Below are 20,896 nucleotides of genomic sequence, written 5' to 3'. Positions count from 1 at the left end.
CGAGGAGGCGGCCCACATGCCCGACCCGTTCCTGATCATCGTCATCCTGCTGGCCGTCGTGGCCGTGGTGGCCCTGGGCCTCTCGGTGCGGGTGATCCAACAGATGCAGGTGGGCATCGTCCAGCGGCTGGGCAAGTTCAACCGCGAGATCGGCCCGGGCCTGCACCTGATCGTGCCGTTCATCGACCGCGTGGCCTACACCATGGACATGCGCGAGGCCGTCGTGCCGTTCCCGCCCCAGGGCGTCATCACCGAGGACAACCTGATGGTCGGCATCGACTCGGTCATCTACTACCAGATCGTCGACCCGAAGCGGGCGGCGTACGAGGCCCAGAACTACATCCAGGCCATCGAGCAGCTCACCATGACCACCCTGCGCAACATCATCGGCGGCATGGACCTGGAGCAGACCCTGACCTCGCGCGAGGAGATCAACCAGAAGCTGCGCGCGGTCCTCGACGAGGCCACCGGCAAGTGGGGCATCAAGGTCAACCGCGTCGAGCTGCGCTCGATCGAGCCGCCGGCCACGATCCGCGACGCGATGGAGAAGGGCGCCCGCGCCGAGCGCGAGAAGCGCGCCCAGATCCTGCTCGCCGAGGGCCAGCGGCAGAGCCAGATCCTCTCGGCGTCCGGTGACCGGGAGTCCTCGATCCTGCGGGCGCAGGGTGAGCGCGAGTCCCAGGTGCTGCGCGCCCAGGCCGACCGCCAGGCGTCCATGCTGCGGGCCGAGGGCGAGGCGCAGGCCATCACGACGGTGTTCCACGCCATCCACGCGGCCGAGCCGGACCAGGCGCTGCTGAGCTACCAGTACCTGCAGATGCTGCCGAAGCTGGCGACCGGCGATGCGAACAAGGTCTGGATCATCCCCTCGGAGCTGAACGACGCCCTCAAGGGACTCGGCGGCAACCTCGGCGAGGTGGCCGGCAAGGCCCTCGCTGGGGTCGACCCTTCGAAGTTCGAGGCCCCGAAGAAGGTGGACGTGTTCGCCGAGATCGAGGCATCCAAGAAGGCCGAGGAGGCCAAGAGCCAGGCGTCCGTCGAGCAGGCCATCGCCGAGGCGCAGAAGCTCGAGGCCGGCAAGGCCGCGCGGCTCTCGACCGGACAACCCAACCCGGAGCTCACCGCCCAGCGCGAGGTCGTCGACCCGGTCGCCGACCTGCTGCCCGACGCGCAGCCCGACCCCGAGCCCTGGCGCGACGAGGAGTAATTCGACGGTCCCGCCGAGAGCCCCGGTGTTGTGCGCCGAGAGCCCCGGTGTTGTGCGCCGAGAGCCCCTCGTTGCTAGCGCCAGCTACGCACCCGAGCAATGACGTCGTCGCAGAACGCGTCGTAGGTGGGGTCGGGACGCATGGACTCGGGGTGCGCCTGCATCCACTCCCAGGCGCGCGCCACGCCGTCGGCCCAGGTCACCCGGGCGTCGAACGCAGGCACGAGCGACTTCACGAGGCTGTTGTCGAACATGATCGTGGACGCCTTGTCGCCGACCAGCGCGGCCTGGATGTCCTCGCGTAGCGCGCCCAATGTCGCCGAGGCCACGTGCACCTTCTCGATCGGGACGCCGAGGGTGGCGGCCACGGTGTCGAACGCCGTGTTCCAGGTGATCGACTCGTCCGAGGTGATGTGGACCGGTCGGCCCAACGCGCCCGGATGGCCGAGGAGGCCGGTGAGGCCGACGGCGAAGTCCTCGTTCCAGGTGAAGGTCCACAAGGACTCGCCATCCCCGTGCACGATGACCGGCTTGCCGTCGAAGAGCCGCTGCCACGCCGCCCACGGGTTGCCGAAGTGGAAGTTGGTGGGGATCGTGCGCTCGCCGTAGGTGTGCGAGGGGCGGACGATCGTCCAAGGAACGCCGGCGTCGGACGACCGGAGCACCTCCTCGCAGGCGATCTTGTTGCGCGCGTACTCGCTGAACGGGTTGCCCTGGGGCGAGTCCTCGGTCACGCGGAAGTGGGGGAGCGGCTTGAGGTAGGTCGAGCACGAGCTGACCAGGACGTACTGTCCGACGCGTCCGGCGAACACGCGCAGGTCACGGGTGACGTCGTCAGGAGTGAACGCCAGGAATTGCACGACCGAGTCGAACTCCCGGTCTCCCAGCAGGGCGGCGAGGCCGGCTTCATCTCGGGCGTCGCCCACCAGATGTTCGACGCCCTCGGGGAGGGCCTCACCCCGCCCGCGATTGAGGACGGTGAGCTCGTGGCCTTCGGCCTGGATGCGGCGGACAACCGCTCGGCTGATCGTTCCGGTTCCCCCGGTGAGCAGGATGCGCATGGGGGTGATTCTGTCAGGTCAAGGGGCTGTGGGTGGACGGGGTCGGGGCTCTGGGCAGTCAAATCCGGGGCTCTGGGCAGTCAAATCCGGGGCTCTCGGCGCACAACACCGGGGCTCTCGGCGGAGGGTGGGACGACGAACGGCCCAGCCCCTGAGGGGCCGGGCCGTCCGGGACAGGGTCAGCGGCGGATACCGATGGTGTCCTTGCCGTCGCCATTGAAGTCTCCGACGAAGGCCTCGTCGGTGGACTCGCCGTAGCCGAACACGATGTCGGCGTAGCCGGTGGTGGTCGTGTTCTTCAGCAGGTACTGGTTGCCACGACGGACGCCGAGGGTGTCCTTGAGGTCGCCGTTCCAGTCGCCGACGAGCACGACGTCATCGGGGTTGCCGTAGCCGAACACGTAGTCGGCGTAGCCGGTGCTCGTGGTGTTCTTGACGAAGTACTGGTGGCCGCGACGGACGGTCAGGGTGTCCTTCCTGTCGCCGTCCCAGTCGCCGGGGAGCACGACGTCGCCACGGTCGCCGTAGGCGAACATGTAGTCGGCGTAGCCGCTGGCGATGGTGTTCTTGACGAAGTACTGGTTGCCGCGGCGGATCATCAGCGTGTCCGTGCCGTTGCCGTCCCAGTCGCCGGCGTAGACGACGTCGCCCGCGTCACCGAAGGAGACGACCACGTCGGGGCTGCCCGCGCTGTTGCTGTTGCGGATCAGGAACTGGTTGCCACGGCGGATCATCGGGGTGTCCTTGCCGTCGCCGTTCCAGTCGCCGAAGAAGAACTCGTCACGCGGGTCGCCGTAGCTGAACACGTTGTTCGCGGTGCCGGTGAAGGCGTCGTTGAGGTAGAACGCGGTGCGGACGGGCGGGTTGTACAGCAGGCGGTTCGGGGTGCCCGTGGTCGGGTTCACGATCACGCCGGTGGTGGCGTTGCCGACCAGCGTGCTCGAGATCTGTGCGGCGTTGAGGCCCGGGTTGTCCTGCCACAGAATCGCGGCGGCGCCGGCCACGTGCGGGGCGGCCATCGATGTGCCGCTCCAGTTCGCGTAGGCGTTGTTGGAGTTGTAGACCGACGAGCGGATGTTCTCACCCGGGGCGTACAGGTCGACGCAGCTGCCGTAGTTGCTGAACGACGCCTGGCGGTCGGCCGAGGTCGACGCGGCCACCGTGATGGCGGACGGCGTCCCGGCGGGCGAGGAGTTGCAGGCGTTCGCGGACGCGTTGCCTGCGGCCACCACGGCCACGATGCCCCGGTTCGTCACGCGGGTGACGGCCTGGTTGATGTAGCTGCTGGGCTGGTCGGAGCTCACGCTGAAGTTGGCGACGGCCCTGACATTGGACGGGTGCTGGCCGAGCATCCAGTCGATGGCGGCCACCCAGTCCGCCAGCCAGCCGCGGTTGTTGCAGTCGAGGATCTTGATCGCGTAGATCGACGCGCCCTTGGCCACGCCGGCCGTCGTGCCGGCGACCGTGCCGGCCACGTGGGTGCCGTGCCCGTGGCAGTCGAGCGAGTCGGTGGTGGGGGTGGTGGAGTTCAGGAACCCGACGCGGCCGACGATGCGGCCGGTGAACTCGACGTGGTTCGGGTTGATGCCCGAGTCGAACACGTAGGCGCGGATGCCCGCACCGTTGCTCTGGTAGGTGTAGGAGCCGCTCAGCGGCAGGCGACGCTGGTCGATACGGTCCAGGCCCCACGGCAGGTTGGCCGTCTGAGTCGCGGTGCCGGAGACATCACCGTCGCCGGAGATGCGCTGGTTCGGCTCGACGCTCGCGACGAGCGGGTTGTTGGCGAGCGCGGCGGCCTGGGCCTCGGTGGCCTTGACCGACATGCCGCCCGTGTTCGGGAACTGGGCGAGCAGCTTGGCGCCCGCCTGGGCGGCCGCGCCGGAGGCGCTGGAGCCCGAGACGTCACCCTTCAGGGTGACGAGGTAGGTCTGGTCGGGGCTGGCGGCGACGTCTTCGGCGGAGGCCAGCGAGGGGGCGGCGGCCAGGCCGACACCGGCCAGGACCAGGGACAACGCGAGTGAGCACAATCTGCGCATGGGAACCTTCTCGGGGTGCTGGGCGAGCAAGAGGGGTGGTGCTGGCCCGGAGGCTATCAGCTACTTAGCCGGCGCACAGCTGCACGCATGGAGAGGGGGACGAAGCCCGCCGCGACCGCGCGGCGACGCAAGCCCGGTTGTGCGCGCAACAAGGCCCACCCCCGCCGCAGCAACACTCGCGGCGGCTTGCGGCGCTGGGCGAGGTCGCGGCGCAGGCGCAGCAGCCCGACCAGCCACCGTGAGCGGTCCAGGTAGATGGGCTCTACGTCCAGCCCGGCCGCGCGTGCCGGGGCGAGCAGTTCGATGGCGAAGATGCCCTCCGCGACGATGAGGTCGTGGTGGCCCAGCTCGAGCGTGTGGGAGCCCACCCGGCGGGACTCCGCGATCGAGTAGGACGGCACTTCGCACCGCCCGTCCCGAACCAGGCACGACAGCGCGTGGACGGTGCCCGCGGCGTCCCAGGTGGCGGGGTCGTCCCAGTCGACGATGCCGTGCGCGCGGGGCAGCGCGGGGGCGTCCGCGTCGAGGTAGAAGTCGTCCAGTCGCAACGGGAGCCCCCCGACCAGCCGCGCCAGCCGGGACTTGCCGCCGCCCGAGGGCCCGGCGAGCAGGACGACCCGGGTCACAGCCCCAGGGCCGAGGCCATGGCGGCCTTCAGCTCCTCCATCCGCTCGGAAGCCTCGGCCCGGGCCGCGGCCAGGTCCGCCGACCGCTCGGGGGGCAGGGCGACCTGCAGGTAGACCTTCAGCTTCGGCTCGGTGCCGGACGGGCGCGCCACCGCGCGCACGCCGTCGCCCTCCAACAGGACGCCGTCGGTGGGCGGCAGGCCGTTCCAGCCCGCCCCGAGGTCGGACGCCGTGACCGGCACCCCGGCGAGCTCGGTGGGCAGGTCGGCGCGCAGCCGGGCCATCGCGTCGGAGATGATCGACAGGTCCGAGACCCGGAACGACATCTGCGACGTCAGGTGGACGCCGTGGGTGCGGGCGATGTCGTCCAGCCGCCGGGCGACGGACGACCCCTCCGCCCGGAGCGCCGCCACGAGGGCCAGCAGGCGGGTGAGCGTGCTGATGCCGTCCTTGTCGGCGACGGCCTCGGCGTCGGTGCAGTAGCCGATGGCCTCCTCGTAGCCGAAGGCCAGGCCCGGCACGCGGCCGATCCACTTGAAGCCGGTCAGGGTCATCTCGAACGGCTGGCCGGCTGCCGCGGCCATCCGGCCCAGCAGCGTCGAGGACACCACGGAGCACGCGTAGACGCCCGGGGTGCCCCGGCGCAGGGCGTCGTCGGCCAGCAGCCAGCCGAGCTCGTCTCCGGTGAGCATGCGCCACCCGCCGTCGAACGGGGCGGCCAGGGCGCACCGGTCGGCATCCGGGTCATTGGCGATGGCGACGTCGGCGTCCGTCTCCACGGCGAGCGCGAGCGCCAGGTCCATGGCGCCCTTCTCCTCCGGGTTGGGGAAGGCCACGGTCGGGAACGCGGGGTCGGGCAGGGCCTGGGCGTCCACGAGCGCCGGGGCGGGGAAGCCCGTCCGGTCGAGCACGCGCGCCACGACCTCGGCGCCCACGCCGTGCAGCGGGGTGTAGACCCAGCGCAGGTCGCGCGGGGCGTCCTCGGCGACCAGCGACGCCGCGCGGGCCACGTACGCGGACAGCAGGGGCTCGCCGATGGTCTCGTACGCCGTCGAGCGCGCGATCGCGCTGACCGGCTCCTCGGCGACCGCGGCGATGTGGGCGGCGATCTCGCCGTCGATGGGCGGGATGATCTGCGACTTGCCGACGTAGACCTTGTAGCCGTTGTCCTGCGGCGGGTTGTGGGACGCCGTGACCACGACGCCGGCGACGCAGTCGAAGTGCCCGATCCCGAAGGCGACGACCGGGGTCGGGACGTGCGTCTCGGTCAGCATCGGACGCAGCCCGTGCCCGGCGAGGATCTCGGCGGTGTCGCGGGCGAAGACGTCGGAGTTGTAGCGGGCGTCGTAGCCCACGAGCACGCGCGCGCCGGCGTGGCCGTGCTCGACCAGCCAACGGGCCAGGCCGGCGGCGGCCTGGGCGACCACGACGCGGTTCATCCGGTTCGGGCCCGGGCCGAGGGCGGCCCGCAGGCCGGCGGTGCCGAACTCGAGGCGTCCGGCGAACGTGTCGACCAGCTCGGCGACGGCGTCCGACTCGCCGGCCTCCGCGCGCTCGACCAGGTGGTCCAGCGCGGTGACGGTGGCCTGGTCGGGGTCCTGGGCCTGCCAGGCCCGGATGGCCTCGAGGCGCTCGGCGTTCAGCATCACAGCACCTCCAACAGGCCCGCGAGCAGGGCGCGCAGGCGCGGGACGGCGTTGCGGCCGGCCTCGATGACCTCCGTGTGGTCGAGAACCTCGCCGGTGATGCCGGCGGCGGCGTTGGTGACCAGGGAGATGCCCAGCACCTCCAGGCCGGCCTCGCGGGCGGCGATGCACTCCAGCGCGGTGGACATGCCGACGAGCGTGCCGCCGATGGCGCGGGCCATGCCCACCTCGGCCGGGGTCTCGTACTGCGGCCCGGCGAACTGGACGTACACGCCCTCGTCGAGGTCGGGGTCGACCGTTCTGGCGAGGTCGCGCAGCGCGGGAGAGTAGGCGTCGGTCAGGTCGACGAAGTTCGCGCCGTGCAGCGGGGTGGCGCCCGTGAGGTTGATGTGGTCGGCGATCAGCACGGGCGTGCCGGGCGCCCACGCGGGGTCCAGGCCCCCGCAGCCGTTGGTGAGGACGAGGCGAGTCGCGCCGGCGGCGGCCGCCGTGCGGACGCCGTGGACGACGGCGTCCGGCCCCTTGCCCTCGTAGAAGTGGGTGCGCCCGGTGAACAGCGCGGCGACGCGGCCGGACGGCAGGCGCAGCGCGCGGACGGCCCCGCCGTGCCCGGCGACGACCGGCGCGGAGAACCCGGGCAGGTCGCCCAGTTGCACCTCGGCGATCACGTCGCCCAGGTCGGCGGCGGCGGTCGACCAACCCGATCCGAGGACGAGGGCCACGTCGATGTGCTCCACCCCCAGACGGCTCGTGAGGGCTGCAGCGGCCTGCTGGGCCAGGGCGTACGGGTCGTCGTGCGTCATCACCCGTCGCAGCCTACTCAGGCCGTGCCATTCTCGCTTCGACCACCCCGCGGGTCCATGGAAGAATGCGGGACGTGACGAACGTGGTGATCATCGGTGGTGGGCCCGGCGGTTATGAGGCGGCACTCGTGGCCGCCCACCTGGGCGGGAACGTGACGATCGTCGAGGAGGCGGGTGTCGGCGGCTCCGCCGTGCTGACCGACGTGGTGCCCTCGAAGGGCCTGATCGCGGTGGCGGACGTCATGACGCGCATCCGCAAGGCCACGAAGCTGGGCCTCGTGCCCGCCGACGCGTCGCGCACGAGCCTGCTCGACGGCGTCCGGGTCGACGCTGTGGCCATGAACGAGCGCCTCCTGAAGCTCGCCGCCCAGCAGAGCGCCGATATCCAGGCCCGCCTGAACGAGGAGGGCATCCGCACCATCCGCGGCAAGGGCCGCCTCGACGGCACCGAGCACGTCATCGCCATCACGCCCGACGGCGTCGAGGAGCGACTGAGCGCCGACATCACGTTGGTCGCTACCGGCACCCGCCCGCGCGATCTGGCCGACGCCAGGCCCGACGGCGAGCGCATCCTCAACTGGAAGCAGATGTACAACCTGGCGGAGATGCCGCGGAAGCTCATCGTCGTCGGCTCGGGCGTCACCGGAGCCGAGTTCGCCAGCGCCTACCACGCGCTGCGGTGTGAGGTCGTCCTCGTCAGCTCGCGCCGCATGGTGCTGCCCAGCCAGGACTCGGACGCCGCCCGCGTCATCCAGGACGTGTTCGAGGCCCGAGGCATGGAGATCCTCTCCCAGGCCCGCGCCATCGCCGCCCGGCGCACCGAGGACGGCGTCATCGTCACCCTCGAGGACGGCCGCGAGGTCGAGGGCAGCCACGTGCTGATGGCCGTCGGCTCGATCCCCAACACTGAGGACCTGGGTCTGGAGGAGGCGGGCATCGAGCTCACCCCGTCCGGCCACATCCAGGTCGACGGCGTCTCCCGCACCAGCGCGCGCGGCGTGTACGCCGCTGGCGACGTGACCGGCGTGTACCCGCTGGCGTCCGTGGCGGCCATGCAGGGCCGCAACGCCATGTACCACTCCCTCGGCGACGCGGTGGCCCCGCTCAACCCGCGCCACATCTCCGCGAACGTGTTCACCTCGCCCGAGATCGCGACCGTCGGCGTCACGCAGGACCAGCTCGACTCCGACCTGGTCCGCGGCCGGGCGATCATGATGCAGCTGCACTCCAACGCGCGCGCGAAGATGCAGGACCTGAACCACGGCTTCGTGAAGGTGTTCTGCAGCCCGTCCGGTGTCATCATCGGCGGTGTCGTCGTCGCGCCCGGGGCGTCCGAGCTGATCCACTCCCTCGCCCTGGCCGTGCGCCGCCGCCTGACGGTCGACCACATGGCCCAGGCGTTCACCGTCTACCCGTCCTTGTCGGGCACGGTCGCCGAGGCCGCCCGCCGCCTGCACGGCCACGGCGGCGACGAGGGGATCAGCTACTAAAGATGATCGATCCCCACCCATGGGGCGAATCGTGGGTAACTCCGGGTAGGCATACGGGTCGGGAGCGCGACTTGGGCCCGCCGAGCGGCTAGCGTAGGCAAACGTGACGCAGAACATCCCCCTGGCCGTCGGGCTCGTCCTCATCGGGTCGTTCTGCTTCGCCCTGTCCGCCCACCTGCAGCACCGCGCCGTCGACACCCACCTGGGCGGCAACGCGCACAAGGAGCAGATGAGCTTCCGCTCCTTCCTGCAGGCCGTGCGCAGCACCCGCTGGATGCTCGGGCTCGTGCTACTGGGCGTCTCGGCAGTCTTCCAGATCGTCGCCCTGTCGATGGCACCCCTGTCGGTCGTCCAGCCCCTCGGGCTGCTCGCCTTCCCGTGGTCGGTGCTGCTTGCCGCCCGTGCCACTCGCACGTGGGTGCCCCCGCGCATCCAGCTGGCGGTCGCCGTGACGGTCGCCGCGACGCTGGCGTTCACCATCGTCACCAGCATCCACGCGTCGGCCGGCTCCGACCTCGTCATCCGCCGCGTCGTCATCGGCGCGCTGGTCGTGTACGCCGTGGTGGGCCTGTTCTCGACGCTGGGAGGCCGCGGCCCGTACAAATGGCGCAGCCTGTTCTGGTCGTCCGGCGGGGCGCTGTTCTACGGCCTTGAGGCGTCGCTGGTGAAGTCGATCATCGAGTACGTCCGCTCGCACACCTGGCCCTACTCGGCGGCCATCTACGGCATCGTGGTGGCGCTCCTCGTGGGCGCCGTCGCCGCCGGCTGGCTGATCCAGCAGGGCTACGCGACAGGGCCCGCCGAGATCGTCGTCGGTTCCATGACGGTCACCAGCCCGGTCGTGGCCGTGGCCTTCGGCATCCTCGTGCTGGGGGAGGGCGTCGGCATCACGCCGACCGCCGCCGCCCTGATGATGGCCCTCGGCGCCGTCGCCATCGCCGGCGTCATCGCGCTCGCGCGCTTCCACCCCACCCATGACCACGGGGGCCACGGGCTGGGGTCGACGGCTGCGGGTCAGTTGAAGCGGTAGAGCTTCCGCGCGGTCCGGTACAGGGCCACCGACGTACGGCGTCCGATCGGGCCGGGCAGGTTCGCACCCAGCACCAGCGGTAGGCGCAGGCCGAGGCGGGCCTTCAGGAGCGGGTCCACCGAGTCGATGTGCTCCCACATCTCCCGGCGCATCCGCAGCCCCTTCTCCGTGCCCTCCAGCAGGGCGAAGATGCTGGACGCGGTGACGATCAGGCCCAGGTATTGCTCCATGTAGCCCGCGAGGCGACGGTTGCCCGCGCCCTCGGGGAGCTTGTGGGCCTCCACCATGATGCGAGTGACCCGCATCTGCTGGTCGAGGCGCTTGATCTGGACGCTCTCGTTGACCGACTGGTCCTCGCGGCCGATGAAGTACCGGTAGAGGTTCACGGGCAGGTAGAACAGAGTCTGGACGCTCGGCAGCGGCTGGTAGACGAAGATGTTGTCGACGTAGAACGTGTGCTCGGGCAGGTCGAGGCCCGACTCCCGCAGCACCTGGGTGCGGTAGATCGCCGAGTGCATCAAGATGTTCTGCCCGGGGCCGGAGAAGCCGACCTCGTTCCAGGTGAAGACGCGGTTCTGCGGCAGCATGCCGCGGTACTTGATGACCTTCTGGGTGCCGGAGACGGTGTGCTCGTAGACGTAGTTGGCGATGACCAGGTCGACCGGCGAGCCGGACGCGATGAAGTGGCGCAGCTTCGACAGGGTCAGGTTCAGGGCGACGTGGTCGAGCCAGTCGTCGGAGTCGACGACCTTGAAGTACACGCCGGATGCCTCGCGCAGGCCGGCCATGACGGCGCCGCCGTGGCCCTTGTTCTCCTGGTGAATGACCTTGATGGTCTCGGGGTGGCGGGCGGCCCACTCGTCGGCCTTCTCGGCCGTGTTGTCCTTCGTCGAGCCGTCGTTGACGATGATGATCTCGATGTTGCCCTTGCCACGCAGGATCGAGTCGATGCAGTGGTCCATGTACTCGGCCGAGTTGAAACAGGGGATCACGAACGTGATCTCCTTCTGGCTCTTGTACGGATGCTCGGTGGTCACGCAGATCCCTCTTCGTCGTGTCGATGGTGGGTGTTTCCCGGTACCCCGACAGGCTATCGGTTGGGCGCCACCCAGCCGCCTCCACCCTTCGGCGGGTCGGCGGGCCACCCGGCGGCGGGGTCAGTCGAACAGGTCGCCCAGGCCCTCGACGATCTCGCCGAGGTCACCCAGGCCCTCGAAGTCGCCGAGCTCGTCCAGCAGCTTGGGCAGCGCCACGAGGCCGCCCAACACCATGGAGCCCACCGCGACGCCCTTGATGAGGTCGGAACCCTGCCAGTTGCTGAAGTAGCCCTCCGCCCACGGCGCGTACTCGCGGCCGGCCTCCCAGTAGGGGACGCGGCGGGCGCCGACCTGCACGGTGCGGATGTAGGGGACGCCCCCAGCGAGCACACGCTCGGCGTCCGCGGCGCAGGCCGGGACGGAGCGGGACGGCTGGCCCTGCTGGGCCCACTCCACGTTCTGCGTGGAGGGGCCGTGGGAGGGGTTGAAGAAGCACGGGGGGCGCTTGGCCGGCAGTGGCTGCCCCGCCAATCGCGCCCGCAGGCAGGCGACGGCGTAGCGGCCCTCCTCGAGGATCTCGGTGACAAACCGCACCTCGTCGGGCCGGGTGACCGCGGCCAGCGACTGCTTGGCGTGCTCGTAGGAATCCAGAGCCCGCTCGTAGTCCTGGCGGGCGGCGGCGTCCAGCGTCCCGCCGGTGACGTCGAGGGCCTGCAGTTCCTCGCCGAACCGCGTCACGTCCTCCTCGGCGGCGCGCAGTGAGGCGGCCATGGCCCCCTCCAGTTCGGTGGCCTGCTGCCGCTCGAGCTTCCGCCCGCCCCGCGCGACGGTCACCCAGATGCCGAGGGCGACGAGGACGAGCACCCCGACGATCACGTACTCCATGACCCCAGCATGCCAGCGGCCCCCGAGGTGAAGCCTCGGGGGCCGCTGGGTGTCAGCTGTGCGTCGTTGTCACTCCGCGTCGACGATCTCGCAGAGCGTGTCGCCGGAGGCGACCGTCTGGCCCGCCTCGACGCTCAGGCCCTTGACGACGCCCGCGCGGTGCGCGTTGAGCGGCTGCTCCATCTTCATCGCCTCCAGGACCACGATCAGGTCGCCCTCGGCGACGGTGTCGCCCTCGGAAACGGCCACCTTCACAATGGTGCCCTGCATCGGCGAGGCCACCGCGTTGCTCGACGGGGCGGACGCCTTGGCGCCGCCGCGGTCGCGCTTGGTGGGCTTCTTCGCCCTGCTGGACGCCGCGGGCGCCGCAGCACCCAGGGACGCGGGCAGCTTCACCTCGACGCGCTTGCCGTTGACCTCGACGACCACGCTGGTCTTCTCGGTCTCCTCCGACTCGCCCAGCGGGCCGGTGTAGGCCGGGATCGTGTTGTCGAACTCGGTCTCGATCCAGCGGGTGTGGACGCCGAAGGTGCCGTCGGCCGCCACGTAGGCCGGGTCGTTCAGCACGACCTGGTGGAACGGGATGACGGTCGGCATGCCCTCGAGCACCGTCTCGGACAGGGCGCGGCGGGAGCGGGCAATGGCCTGCGCGCGGTCGGCACCGGTCACGATGATCTTGGCGACGAGGGAGTCGAACGAGCCCGGAACGGCCATACCGGCGTTGTAGCCGTGGTCGACGCGGACGCCGGGGCCGGACGGGGCCTGCCACGCGGTCAGCGTGCCGGGAGCCGGCATGAAGTTACGGCCGGCGTCCTCGGCGTTGATGCGGAACTCGATCGAGTGGCCGCGCACGACGGGATCGTCGTAGCCCAGCTCCTCGCCGTCGGCGATGCGGAACATCTCGCGGACCAGGTCGATGCCGGTGACCTCCTCAGAGACCGGGTGCTCGACCTGAAGGCGGGTGTTGACCTCGAGGAAGGAGATGCGGCCGTCCTGGGCGACCAGGAACTCGCAGGTGCCGGCTCCGATGTAGCCGGCCTCCTTGAGGATGGCCTTGGACGAGGTGTACAACGTCTCCAGCTGCTCGTCGGTCAGGAACGGCGCGGGGGCCTCCTCGACCAGCTTCTGGTGGCGGCGCTGCAGCGAGCAGTCGCGGGTCGAGACGACGACCACGTTCCCGTGGGCGTCGGCCAGGCACTGGGTCTCCACGTGGCGCGGCTTGTCGAGGTACTGCTCGACGAAGCACTCGCCGCGGCCGAAGGCCGTGACGGCCTCGCGGGTGGCGGACTCGAAGAGCTCGGCGACCTCGTCGAGCTCGCGGGCGACCTTCAGGCCGCGGCCGCCGCCGCCGTAGGCGGCCTTGATGGCGATGGGCAGGCCGTACTCCTTGGCGAAGGCGACGACCTCATCGGCGCCGGACACCGGGTCGGGGGTGCCCTGCACCAGCGGGGCGCCGACCTTGTTGGCGATGTGGCGGGCCTTGACCTTGTCACCCAGCGCGTCGATGGCGGCCGGCGGGGGGCCGATCCAGATCAGGCCGGCGTCCTGGACGGCCTGCGCGAACTGTGCGTTCTCGGCGAGAAACCCGTAGCCCGGGTGAATGGCGTTGGCGCCGGACCGCTCGGCGATCCCCAGAATCTTGGCGACATCGAGGTAGGTTTCGGCGGGGGTCATGCCGTTCAGCGCATAGGCCTCGTCGGCCAGCTTCACGAACAGCGAGTCGGCGTCGGGGTCGGCGTAGACGGCCACGCTCGGCAGTCCGGCATCGCGGGCGGCGCGGATCACGCGGACGGCGATCTCACCGCGGTTGGCGACGAGAACCTTGGTGATAGGCACATTTCCTCCTTGAAAGTCCCGGTCTTCGGCGCAGGGCCGTGTCCGTTCCGGAGTCTAGAACCAAAGCAGTACCGGCCCGTAATCGACCGGTCCTTCACGCAGCACGGGCGGCCGGGGCCCCCGATCAGAAGAAGACGGCGATGGCGACGGGGACCACCCAGAGCAGCCCGAGGGCCTGCAGGACACGGTCGGAGAGCACGACGTCCTCGGGTTCGCCGGCCGAGCCGGAGTCGATGACGTAGGCGTACCGGAGCAGCGCCAGGGTGAACGGCGCGATGGAGATCACGTGCCACGGCAGGCGGAGCCACGTGGCGTCCTGGGACTGCTCGAAGGCCCACAGGCTGTACGACATGATCACGGCGGTGCAGGCGACCGTCCAGGCGAAGCGGAGGTAGCTGTCGGTGTAGCGGGCCAGGGACGCCCGCGTCCCGGCCCCGGCGCCCAGCTCGCGGATCTCTGAGTAGCGTTTGCCGGCCACCATGAACAGCGACCCGAACGCGGCCACCAGCAGGAACCACTGCGACAGCTCGATGCCGGACGCCACGCCGCCGGCCACGGCGCGCAGGATGAACCCCGACGCCACCATGGCCAGGTCGATGATCGGCTGGTTCTTCAGGAAGAGCGAGTAGCCCACCTGCAGCACCCAGTAGGTGGCCAGCGTCACGCCGAGCAGCGGCGCCATCCAGAAGCCCAGCCCGAGGCTCGCCACGAGCGCGGCGCCCGCGAGCACGAGGGCGGTGGTGGGGGAGAGCTCGCCGGCCGCGATCGGGCGGAACCGCTTCTTCGGGTGGGCGCGGTCGGCCTCGACGTCACGGACGTCGTTGATGAGGTAGATGGACGCGCTGACCAGGCAGAAGGCCACGAACGCCCACAGCGTGGTGAGGAGGATCGCCGGCTGCAGGAGCGTGCCGGCCGCGACGGGGGCGGCGAACACGAGGATGTTCTTGACCCACTGGCGGGGCCGCATGGCCCGGATCGCGGCGGGGAGGCGATGGCGCGCGTGCGCGTGTTCGAGCTCAGTCATGGCCCGCCCAGTGTAAGGGAGCGCTCAGGCGGGCACCGAGAGGCGCCACAGGGCCGTCCACTCCACGCCGGCGTCCGCGAGCATGCGGCGCAGCAGCGGCAGGCTGAGACCGATGACGTTGTGGTGGTCGCCCTCGAGGCGCTCGACGAACGCGCCGCCGAAGCCGTCGATGGTGAACGCGCCGGCGCAATGGCGCGGCTCGCCGGTGGCGATGTAGGCCTCGACCTCGGCGTCCGTCACGTCGGCGAACGTGACCGCCGTGGTGGCCGCGCGGGTGTCGCGGTGCACCTGACCGCCGCGGACCACGGCCACGTGGTGGCCGGTGACCAGCACGCCTGTGCGGCCGCGCATCGCGTGCCAGCGCTCGCGCGCGACCTCGTCGGTGTGGGGCTTGCCGAACTGTTCGCCGTCCAGTTCCAGGATCGAGTCGCAGCCGACGACGACCACGTCGGCGTCCGTGCCGACCTCGGCCAGCACGGCCTCGGCCTTCAGACGGGCGAGGGCGGACGCCACCGCAGTGGCGTCCGCCCCCTCGATCTGGCTCTCGTCCACGCCGGAGACGTGGACGACCGGGTCGACGCCGGCGGCCCGCAGGGTCTGCAGGCGCGACGGCGACGCCGAGGCGAGGATCAGTCGCACGCTCAGCGACGACCGCCGAGGAGGATGTCCTGCAGCAGGCCACCCAGCAGGTCACCGCCACCCGCGGGCGCCTGGCGCTGCTGCGGGGTCGTGGACGACGACGTGCCCGGATCCATGCGGAGGCCGCCGTCGCCGGCGCCCGGGACCTGGAAGCCGCGGTCGGCAGAGGGGGCCTGCGGGGCCGGGGCCTGCTGCTGCGGGGCGGAACCGCCGCCGAGCAGGTCGCCGAGGATGTCGCCGAATCCGCCACCGCCGGTGGAACCACCCTGCGGCGCGCCGCCCCCGAGCAGATCGCCGAGGATGTCACCGAGGCCACCGCCGCCGGACTGGGGGGCCGGCGCGCGGCCGCCACCCATGCGCTCCTGCAGCTTGCTGGCGAGGTAGCCCATGACGATCGGGGCCAGGATCGGGAGGAGGCGACGCAGCAGGCTGCCATCGGTGCCGCCGCTGAGGGACTGGATCTCCTGGCCGGAGAAGATGTGGTTGACGATCTTCTCGCCGTCGGCGCTGTCGACGTTGTTGATGTCGATGCTGTCGCCGTACGCGGGGCTGTCGAGGTGGTCGTTCAGCGCGGCGCGGGAGAGTCCGACTGCACTGGGGGCGTCCGTCGCGGTGGTGCCCATGGAGCCCACCAGCTGCGACAGGGCCTGATCGACCGCTTCGTTGGCGGTCCGCTCGTCGGTCCCGAGGAACTGGGCGATCTGGGAGACGTCGAGGCTGGACTTGATGTCGTCTACGGCGGCCATTGCCGAAACTCCTTCGCTTGATGACGGACGCAACGAGCCTAGCGGCCGCCACCAAGCGAAGGACAGAGATTCAGCGGCGGGCAGTGCTCCGCCATGCGCCGTGACCCTGGAGCACGGCGTGCCGGACGAGGTGCCAGTGCGAGCGCCAGCCGCCCGCGATGGCCGAGTTGACCGGCGCGTGCGGACGCCCACGCCCCCGACGGACGACGGCGATGACGGCCGTCAGGGCCGCCAACTCCTCGTCGGTCAGGTTGCCGGACTCCACCGTGAACAGCGGACCCTGCTCCGTGAGCTGCTCGGCGCCGGTCACAGCGGGATGTTCCCGTGCTTCTTGGGGGGCAGCGTCTCCCGCTTGGTGCGGAGCAGGCGCATGACCCGGATGATCGTCTCGCGCGTGCTGTGCGGGTAGATCACCTGGTCGATGTAGCCGCGCTCGGCCGCCACGTACGGGTTGGCCAGTTCGTCGTTGTACTCCTGGACCAGCTCGGCGCGACGCTTCACGGGATCCTCGGCCTCGGCGAGTTCCTTGCGGTACAGGATCTCGACGGCACCCTCGGCGCCCATGACGGCGATCTGGGCGGTCGGCCACGCCAGGTTCACGTCGGCCCCCAGGTGCTTGGAACCCATGACGTCGTAGGCGCCGCCGTAGGCCTTGCGGGTGATGACGGTGACCAGCGGCACGGTGGCCTCGGCGTAGGCGTAGATCAGCTTGGCGCCGCGGCGGATGATGCCGTTGTGCTCCTGGTCGACGCCGGGCAGGAAGCCGGGGACGTCCACGAACGTCAGCACGGGGATGTTGAACGCGTCACACGTGCGGATGAAGCGGGCCGCCTTCTCCGAGGCGTTGATGTCGAGGCAGCCGGCGAAGACCATCGGCTGGTTCGCGACGACGCCGACGACGCGGCCCTCGATGCGGCCGAAGCCGTTGACGATGTTGCCGGCGTAGAGCTCCTGCACCTCGAGGAACTCGTCGTCGTCGAGCACCGTCTTGATGACCGTGCGGATGTCGTACGGCTGGTTGGGGCTGTCGGGAATGAGCGTGTCGAGCTCGCGGTCGTGGTCGGTGATCGTGAGGTCGGCCTCGTCCTCGTCGTAGACCGGCGGGTCCTCGAGGTTGTTCTGCGGCAGGTAGCTGAGCAGGTCACGGACGTACTCGATCGCGTCGGCCTCATCCGCTGCCAGGTAGTGGGCGTTGCCCGACTTGCTGGCGTGGGTGCGACCGCCGCCCAGCTCCTCCAGGGTGACGTCCTCGCCGGTGACGGTCTTGATGACGGCCGGGCCGGTGATGAACATCTGGGAGGTCTGGTCGACCATGATCGTGAAGTCGGTCAGGGCCGGGGAGTACACGTGGCCACCGGCCGCGGCACCCATGATCAGCGAGATCTGCGGGATCACGCCGGAGGCGAGGGTGTTGCGGCGGAAGATCTCGCCGTAGAGGCCGAGCGAGACGACGCCCTCCTGGATACGGGCGCCACCGCCCTCGTTGATGCCGATGAGCGGGCAGCCGGTCTTGATGGCGAAGTCGATGATCTTGACGATCTTCTCGCCGTAGACCTGGCCGAGCGCGCCGCCGAAGAGGGCGACGTCCTGGCTGAACACGCAGACGGGGCGTCCGTGGATGGCGCCGACGCCGGTGATGACGCCGTCGGTGTAGGGACGCTTGGCCTGCATGCCGAACGCCGTTGAGCGGTGGCGGGCGAACTCGTCGAACTCCGCGAAGGTGCCCTCGTCCAGCAGCGCGGCGATGCGCTCGCGGGCCGTGAGCTTGCCCTTGGCGTGCTGCTTTTCAACGGCAGCAGGGGAAGCAGCGTTCTCAGCGGCGAGAATGCGTTCCCCGAGATCGGCGATCTTACCCTTCGTTGTGTGGATGTCGATCTCCATGCGCTGACCATAATGCCTACCCCCGGTCCGCACCCAAGCCCACGTGCCCGGTGCGGTGGGACGCGCTGGATAGGGTGGCGGGCGTGAGCGCCTTCCTCGATGCCGACGCCCTCCGACTCGCCGTCCTCGGGGGGCTGTGGACGCACCTCGACACGGTGCCGACGACGGGCTCCACCAACGCCGACCTCACCCGCGCCTCCGCCGAGGGGGCCGCGCCGGGGCTGGTCCTGGCCAGTGGCCACCAGAGCACCGGACGCGGCCGGCTGGCCCGCCGCTGGGAGGCCCCGCAGGACACCTCCATCGCCTGCTCGGTCCTCGTCGCGCCGCGGCGTCCGATGCCCGAGTGGGGCTGGCTGCCGCTGCTGGTCGGCATGGCCGTCACCGACGGCGTCCGCGCGGCAACCGGGCTGGACGCCCGCCTCAAGTGGCCCAACGACGTGCTGGTAGCCGGACGCAAGCTGTGCGGCATCCTGTGCGAGTCGGTCGGCGGGGTGGACGACCCGCGCGCGGTGCTCGGCTTCGGCATCAACGTGGGCCTGCGGGCCGACCAGCTGCCCGTCCCGACGGCCACCTCGACGCGCCTGGAGGGTTCGGACGTGGGTGCCACGCCGCTGCTGGCCGCGGTGCTGCGGTCGCTGGAGAGCTGGTTCACTGCGTGGGACCGCGGCGACTCCGTCGTGGCCGAGTACCGGCGCCGCTGCGACACCATCGGGCGTGAGGTCGTGGTGCACCTGGCCGACTCCGACGTCACCGGCGAGGCCGTGGGGGTCGACGCCGGGGGCGGCTTGGTCGTGCGCACGGCGTCCGGCCCCCGCACGTTCGTCGCAGGCGACGTGGAGCACCTGCGCCCGGCCTGACCCCCCGCCGAGGGCTTGCCTCCAGTCCGCCGAAGGCTTGCCTCCAGTCCGCCGAAGGCTTGCCTTCAGTCCGCCGAGGGCTTGTCCTCGTCCGTCAGGAACGGCCAGACCAGCGCGTTGAAGGCCTCGGGGCTGTCGACATTGGGCTGGTGACCCGCGCCGGGGATGATCTCCAGGCGTGCCCCCGCGATGCCGGCGGCGAGGTCGCGGGCGGCCTGCAGGTTGGCCCTGTCGTTGCCGCCGACGAGCACGAGTGTTTTCGCGGTCACCTGGCCGAGCCGGGAGCGGTAGTCGATGCGCGCGGCCTGGTCGAGCGCCTGCAGGAAACGCTTCTTCTCCACGCCCATGGCCGCCAACCGCTTGGCGGGCACGAGGGAGAACACGAGCCGCTGGGCCCGCATCACTGACTTCGGCGGGTTCACCTGCCCGGCCGCCAGCACGAGGTGCGAGACGGTGTCGGGAGCCCGGGTGGCGGCGTCCAGGGCGACCATCGCGCCCAGGCTCACGCCCACCAGCGACATCTGCTCGGCGCCGTGTTGGTTCAGCAGGGCGAGCACGTCGTCGGCTGCGCCCTCGACGCTGAACTCTTCGGCGCGTCCGGGGCGGGTGCCCTTCAGCCAGGGCGCGACGGCCTTGAATCCGGCGGGCATGGCGGTGACCTGGTCCTGCCAGGACTGCGGGGTTTGGCCAAGGCCGTGGAGGAGGGCGAGCAGGCGCATGCGCGAAATCTACCCGGCGAGCGGCCGCCCGCCCCTGTGGGACGATGGTGGGCGTGATCCGTCCCGCCCCGCAGCCGTCCACCGATCCGGACGCCCGCGCTCAACTGCCGCTCGGCACGCAGCTGTTCCGGTTCGTGGTCACGGGCGGCGTCTCGGCCGTCGTGGACTACGGGCTGCTCGTGCTCGGCATGGCTCTGGGGCTGTCGCACACCGTCGCCAAGGCGATCTCCTGGGTGTTCGGGACGCTCACCGCCTATGCGATCAACTCGCGCTGGACCTTCCAGTCCGACGGCAGCCGCCGCAAGCTGGTCGCGGTCGCGACCCTGTACGTGCTGACCTTCGCTTTGCAGGTGGGCACCTTCGCGCTGCTGTACCCGCCCCTGGCCGACCTGTGGGGGGTCGCCGTGGCGCAGGTCGTCGGGTTCGTCATCGCGCAGGGCCTGGCGACCACGGTCAACTTCATCGTCCAGCGGATCTGGATCTTCTCCGAACCCAAGCCCAAGCCCTCGGCGGGCTGAACCCAAGCCCTCGGCGGGCTGAACCCAAGCCCTCGGCGGGCTGAACCCAAGCCCTCGGCGGGCTGAACCCAAGCCCTCGGCGGGAGGGCGCGCAGGAACGCGGCGGCCCCGGTGGGACCGCCGCGTTCGCTGGATCAGATGAGTTCGACCTTCTGCTGCTCGACCAGCACGCCGGACGCCGTGGGCAGCGTGGAGGGCTGGACGGAGAACACGCGCTGGCCCGGGGCCTCGGCGATGCAGCCCGCGAGCTTGCCGTCGACGAAGTGGACGCCCGCGCCGTCGTCGGCGGCCCAGCCGCCGGGCAGGTCGCCGGTCGCCACGGCGTCGGTGTAGACGCCCACGCGGCCGTCCTCGCTGCCGAAGTGGCTGCAGAAGCTGCCCGGGACGATGCCCAGGCCGCCCCGCCAGGGGCGGAAGTCGCCGAACGAGTCGGTGACGCACCCCTCGAACCACACGTTGGCGCCGGCCGACGTGCCCCCGAGGACGACGTCGCCGCGCTCGTAGCGCTGCTTGATCGCCTTGTGGACGCCGTGCGCCTTCCACAGCGCCAGCATGTTCACCGTGGCGCCGTTGCCGACCAGGATGAGGTCGGCCTCCTGGATGCGCTGGACGGCTCTGGCCGCGTCCTGCCACAGGGTCAGCACCATCGGACGGATGCCCAGCGTGCCGTAGGCCACCAGGAACTTGTTGATGTACTGCGGGTCGTCGGCGGCGGCGGTCGGCACGAAGCAGACCAGCGGGGCGGACTTCCCGGTCAGTTCGACGAGGTAGCGATCAAGGTTGGTGGGGGCTCCGAGCTGCGACGTTGCGAACCCGCCGCCACCCATCGCGACGATGTGAGCGGTCATGCCGCCA

20 protein-coding genes are annotated in these 20,896 nt (G+C 70.8%); 5 read left to right on the top strand and 15 right to left on the bottom strand.

What is annotated here, in order from left to right; all coding sequences use genetic code 11:
* The first annotated feature begins 16 nt into the window (after positions 1-16).
* The gene (locus ET989_RS04525) at positions 17-1,207 is read left to right on the top strand and encodes an SPFH domain-containing protein (protein ID WP_131167366.1); all 1,191 of its coding nucleotides are present in this window, start codon (positions 17-19) and stop codon (positions 1,205-1,207) included.
* A 74-nt stretch (positions 1,208-1,281) separates the two neighbouring features.
* On the opposite strand, the gene ET989_RS04520 is transcribed toward ET989_RS04525, so the two are convergent.
* The 5 genes from ET989_RS04520 to ET989_RS04500 form a co-directional block, all read right to left on the bottom strand.
* Positions 1,282-2,268: an SDR family oxidoreductase gene (locus ET989_RS04520; RefSeq protein WP_131167365.1), complete on the bottom strand. Its 987-nt coding sequence runs from the start codon at positions 2,266-2,268 to the stop codon at positions 1,282-1,284.
* A 179-nt stretch (positions 2,269-2,447) separates the two neighbouring features.
* Entirely contained in the window at positions 2,448-4,304 is a 1,857-nt protein-coding gene (locus tag ET989_RS04515; protein WP_131167364.1) for a S8 family peptidase, read from the bottom strand.
* A gap of 56 nt (positions 4,305-4,360) precedes the next feature.
* The gene (locus ET989_RS04510; RefSeq protein ID WP_131167363.1) at positions 4,361-4,930 is read right to left on the bottom strand and encodes a nucleoside/nucleotide kinase family protein; all 570 of its coding nucleotides are present in this window, start codon (positions 4,928-4,930) and stop codon (positions 4,361-4,363) included.
* Positions 4,927-6,576 (bottom strand): phospho-sugar mutase, encoded by a 1,650-nt coding sequence (locus tag ET989_RS04505; RefSeq protein WP_131167362.1) that lies wholly within the window; start codon positions 6,574-6,576, stop codon positions 4,927-4,929. The genes ET989_RS04510 and ET989_RS04505 overlap by 4 nt, the downstream gene beginning before the upstream one ends.
* A complete protein-coding gene (locus tag ET989_RS04500) occupies positions 6,576-7,379 on the bottom strand; it encodes a purine-nucleoside phosphorylase (RefSeq protein ID WP_131167479.1) in 804 nt (267 codons plus the stop codon). Before ET989_RS04500 ends, ET989_RS04505 begins: the two co-directional genes overlap by 1 nt.
* Positions 7,380-7,453: 74 nt before the next feature.
* Here ET989_RS04500 and ET989_RS04495 point away from each other — a divergent pair, with 74 nt between their 5' ends.
* Together ET989_RS04495 and ET989_RS04490 are read left to right on the top strand one after the other, a co-directional pair.
* The gene (locus ET989_RS04495) at positions 7,454-8,869 is read left to right on the top strand and encodes an NAD(P)H-quinone dehydrogenase (RefSeq protein WP_206662228.1); all 1,416 of its coding nucleotides are present in this window, start codon (positions 7,454-7,456) and stop codon (positions 8,867-8,869) included.
* 103 nt (positions 8,870-8,972) lie between these two features.
* Positions 8,973-9,899, top strand: a complete 927-nt coding sequence (locus ET989_RS04490) for a DMT family protein (RefSeq protein WP_131167360.1) — start codon at positions 8,973-8,975, stop codon at positions 9,897-9,899.
* Here ET989_RS04490 and ET989_RS04485 read toward each other — a convergent pair.
* The 8 genes from ET989_RS04485 to ET989_RS04450 form a co-directional block, all read right to left on the bottom strand.
* Positions 9,884-10,936: a glycosyltransferase family 2 protein gene (locus ET989_RS04485; RefSeq protein WP_206662227.1), complete on the bottom strand. Its 1,053-nt coding sequence runs from the start codon at positions 10,934-10,936 to the stop codon at positions 9,884-9,886. The genes ET989_RS04490 and ET989_RS04485 overlap by 16 nt on opposite strands.
* Positions 10,937-11,056: 120 nt before the next feature.
* Positions 11,057-11,821 (bottom strand): hypothetical protein, encoded by a 765-nt coding sequence (locus tag ET989_RS04480; protein WP_131167359.1) that lies wholly within the window; start codon positions 11,819-11,821, stop codon positions 11,057-11,059.
* A gap of 69 nt (positions 11,822-11,890) precedes the next feature.
* On the bottom strand, positions 11,891-13,657 hold the full coding sequence (locus ET989_RS04475) for an acetyl/propionyl/methylcrotonyl-CoA carboxylase subunit alpha (protein WP_206662226.1): 1,767 nt from the start codon (positions 13,655-13,657) through the stop codon (positions 11,891-11,893).
* A 124-nt stretch (positions 13,658-13,781) separates the two neighbouring features.
* On the bottom strand, positions 13,782-14,681 hold the full coding sequence (locus tag ET989_RS04470) for a decaprenyl-phosphate phosphoribosyltransferase (RefSeq protein ID WP_131167358.1): 900 nt from the start codon (positions 14,679-14,681) through the stop codon (positions 13,782-13,784).
* Between the two features lie 24 nt (positions 14,682-14,705).
* Positions 14,706-15,326: a Maf family protein gene (locus ET989_RS04465; protein ID WP_131167357.1), complete on the bottom strand. Its 621-nt coding sequence runs from the start codon at positions 15,324-15,326 to the stop codon at positions 14,706-14,708.
* Positions 15,323-16,066 carry a DUF937 domain-containing protein gene (locus tag ET989_RS04460; RefSeq protein WP_131167356.1) on the bottom strand — a complete coding sequence of 248 codons (744 nt, stop codon included), beginning with the start codon at positions 16,064-16,066 and terminating at the stop codon, positions 15,323-15,325. Before ET989_RS04460 ends, ET989_RS04465 begins: the two co-directional genes overlap by 4 nt.
* A 70-nt stretch (positions 16,067-16,136) precedes the next feature.
* A complete protein-coding gene (locus ET989_RS04455) occupies positions 16,137-16,376 on the bottom strand; it encodes an acyl-CoA carboxylase subunit epsilon (RefSeq protein ID WP_131167355.1) in 240 nt (79 codons plus the stop codon).
* Positions 16,373-17,947, bottom strand: coding sequence for an acyl-CoA carboxylase subunit beta (locus tag ET989_RS04450; protein WP_131167354.1), 1,575 nt, complete (start codon positions 17,945-17,947; stop codon positions 16,373-16,375). The genes ET989_RS04455 and ET989_RS04450 overlap by 4 nt, the downstream gene beginning before the upstream one ends.
* Positions 17,948-18,030: 83 nt before the next feature.
* On the opposite strand from ET989_RS04450, the gene ET989_RS04445 reads away from it, so the two are divergent.
* Positions 18,031-18,804, top strand: coding sequence for a biotin--[acetyl-CoA-carboxylase] ligase (locus ET989_RS04445; protein WP_206662225.1), 774 nt, complete (start codon positions 18,031-18,033; stop codon positions 18,802-18,804).
* A 65-nt stretch (positions 18,805-18,869) separates the two neighbouring features.
* Here the strand turns inward: ET989_RS04445 and ET989_RS04440 are convergent, their stop codons facing one another.
* A complete protein-coding gene (locus tag ET989_RS04440) occupies positions 18,870-19,523 on the bottom strand; it encodes an alpha/beta fold hydrolase (protein ID WP_131167353.1) in 654 nt (217 codons plus the stop codon).
* Positions 19,524-19,576: 53 nt separating this feature from the next.
* On the opposite strand from ET989_RS04440, the gene ET989_RS04435 reads away from it, so the two are divergent.
* Positions 19,577-20,041, top strand: coding sequence for a GtrA family protein (locus ET989_RS04435; protein WP_241656209.1), 465 nt, complete (start codon positions 19,577-19,579; stop codon positions 20,039-20,041).
* Between the two features lie 134 nt (positions 20,042-20,175).
* On the opposite strand, the gene ET989_RS04430 is transcribed toward ET989_RS04435, so the two are convergent.
* On the bottom strand, positions 20,176-20,889 hold the full coding sequence (locus ET989_RS04430) for a Type 1 glutamine amidotransferase-like domain-containing protein (RefSeq protein ID WP_131167351.1): 714 nt from the start codon (positions 20,887-20,889) through the stop codon (positions 20,176-20,178).
* Positions 20,890-20,896: the final 7 nt, after the last annotated feature.

The organism is Propioniciclava sinopodophylli, assembly GCF_004324755.1.
Classification (GTDB): Bacteria; Actinomycetota; Actinomycetes; order Propionibacteriales; family Propionibacteriaceae; genus Propioniciclava; species Propioniciclava sinopodophylli.
This window is presented reverse-complemented; position numbering and strand designations above follow the sequence as displayed.

What these genes read in the sequence shown, in the direction of transcription:
- ET989_RS04525 (WP_131167366.1), top strand. Translation starts at nt 17, where the DNA reads ATGCCCGACCCGTTCCTGATCATCGTCATCCTGCTGGCCGTCGTGGCC.
- ET989_RS04520 (WP_131167365.1), bottom strand. Translation starts at nt 2,268, where the DNA reads ATGCGCATCCTGCTCACCGGGGGAACCGGAACGATCAGCCGAGCGGTT.
- ET989_RS04515 (WP_131167364.1), bottom strand. Translation starts at nt 4,304, where the DNA reads ATGCGCAGATTGTGCTCACTCGCGTTGTCCCTGGTCCTGGCCGGTGTC.
- ET989_RS04505 (WP_131167362.1), bottom strand. Translation starts at nt 6,576, where the DNA reads ATGCTGAACGCCGAGCGCCTCGAGGCCATCCGGGCCTGGCAGGCCCAG.
- ET989_RS04500 (WP_131167479.1), bottom strand. Translation starts at nt 7,379, where the DNA reads ATGACGCACGACGACCCGTACGCCCTGGCCCAGCAGGCCGCTGCAGCC.
- ET989_RS04480 (WP_131167359.1), bottom strand. Translation starts at nt 11,821, where the DNA reads ATGGAGTACGTGATCGTCGGGGTGCTCGTCCTCGTCGCCCTCGGCATC.
- ET989_RS04470 (WP_131167358.1), bottom strand. Translation starts at nt 14,681, where the DNA reads ATGACTGAGCTCGAACACGCGCACGCGCGCCATCGCCTCCCCGCCGCG.
- ET989_RS04460 (WP_131167356.1), bottom strand. Translation starts at nt 16,066, where the DNA reads ATGGCCGCCGTAGACGACATCAAGTCCAGCCTCGACGTCTCCCAGATC.
- ET989_RS04450 (WP_131167354.1), bottom strand. Translation starts at nt 17,947, where the DNA reads ATGGAGATCGACATCCACACAACGAAGGGTAAGATCGCCGATCTCGGG.
- ET989_RS04440 (WP_131167353.1), bottom strand. Translation starts at nt 19,523, where the DNA reads ATGCGCCTGCTCGCCCTCCTCCACGGCCTTGGCCAAACCCCGCAGTCC.
- ET989_RS04430 (WP_131167351.1), bottom strand. Translation starts at nt 20,889, where the DNA reads ATGACCGCTCACATCGTCGCGATGGGTGGCGGCGGGTTCGCAACGTCG.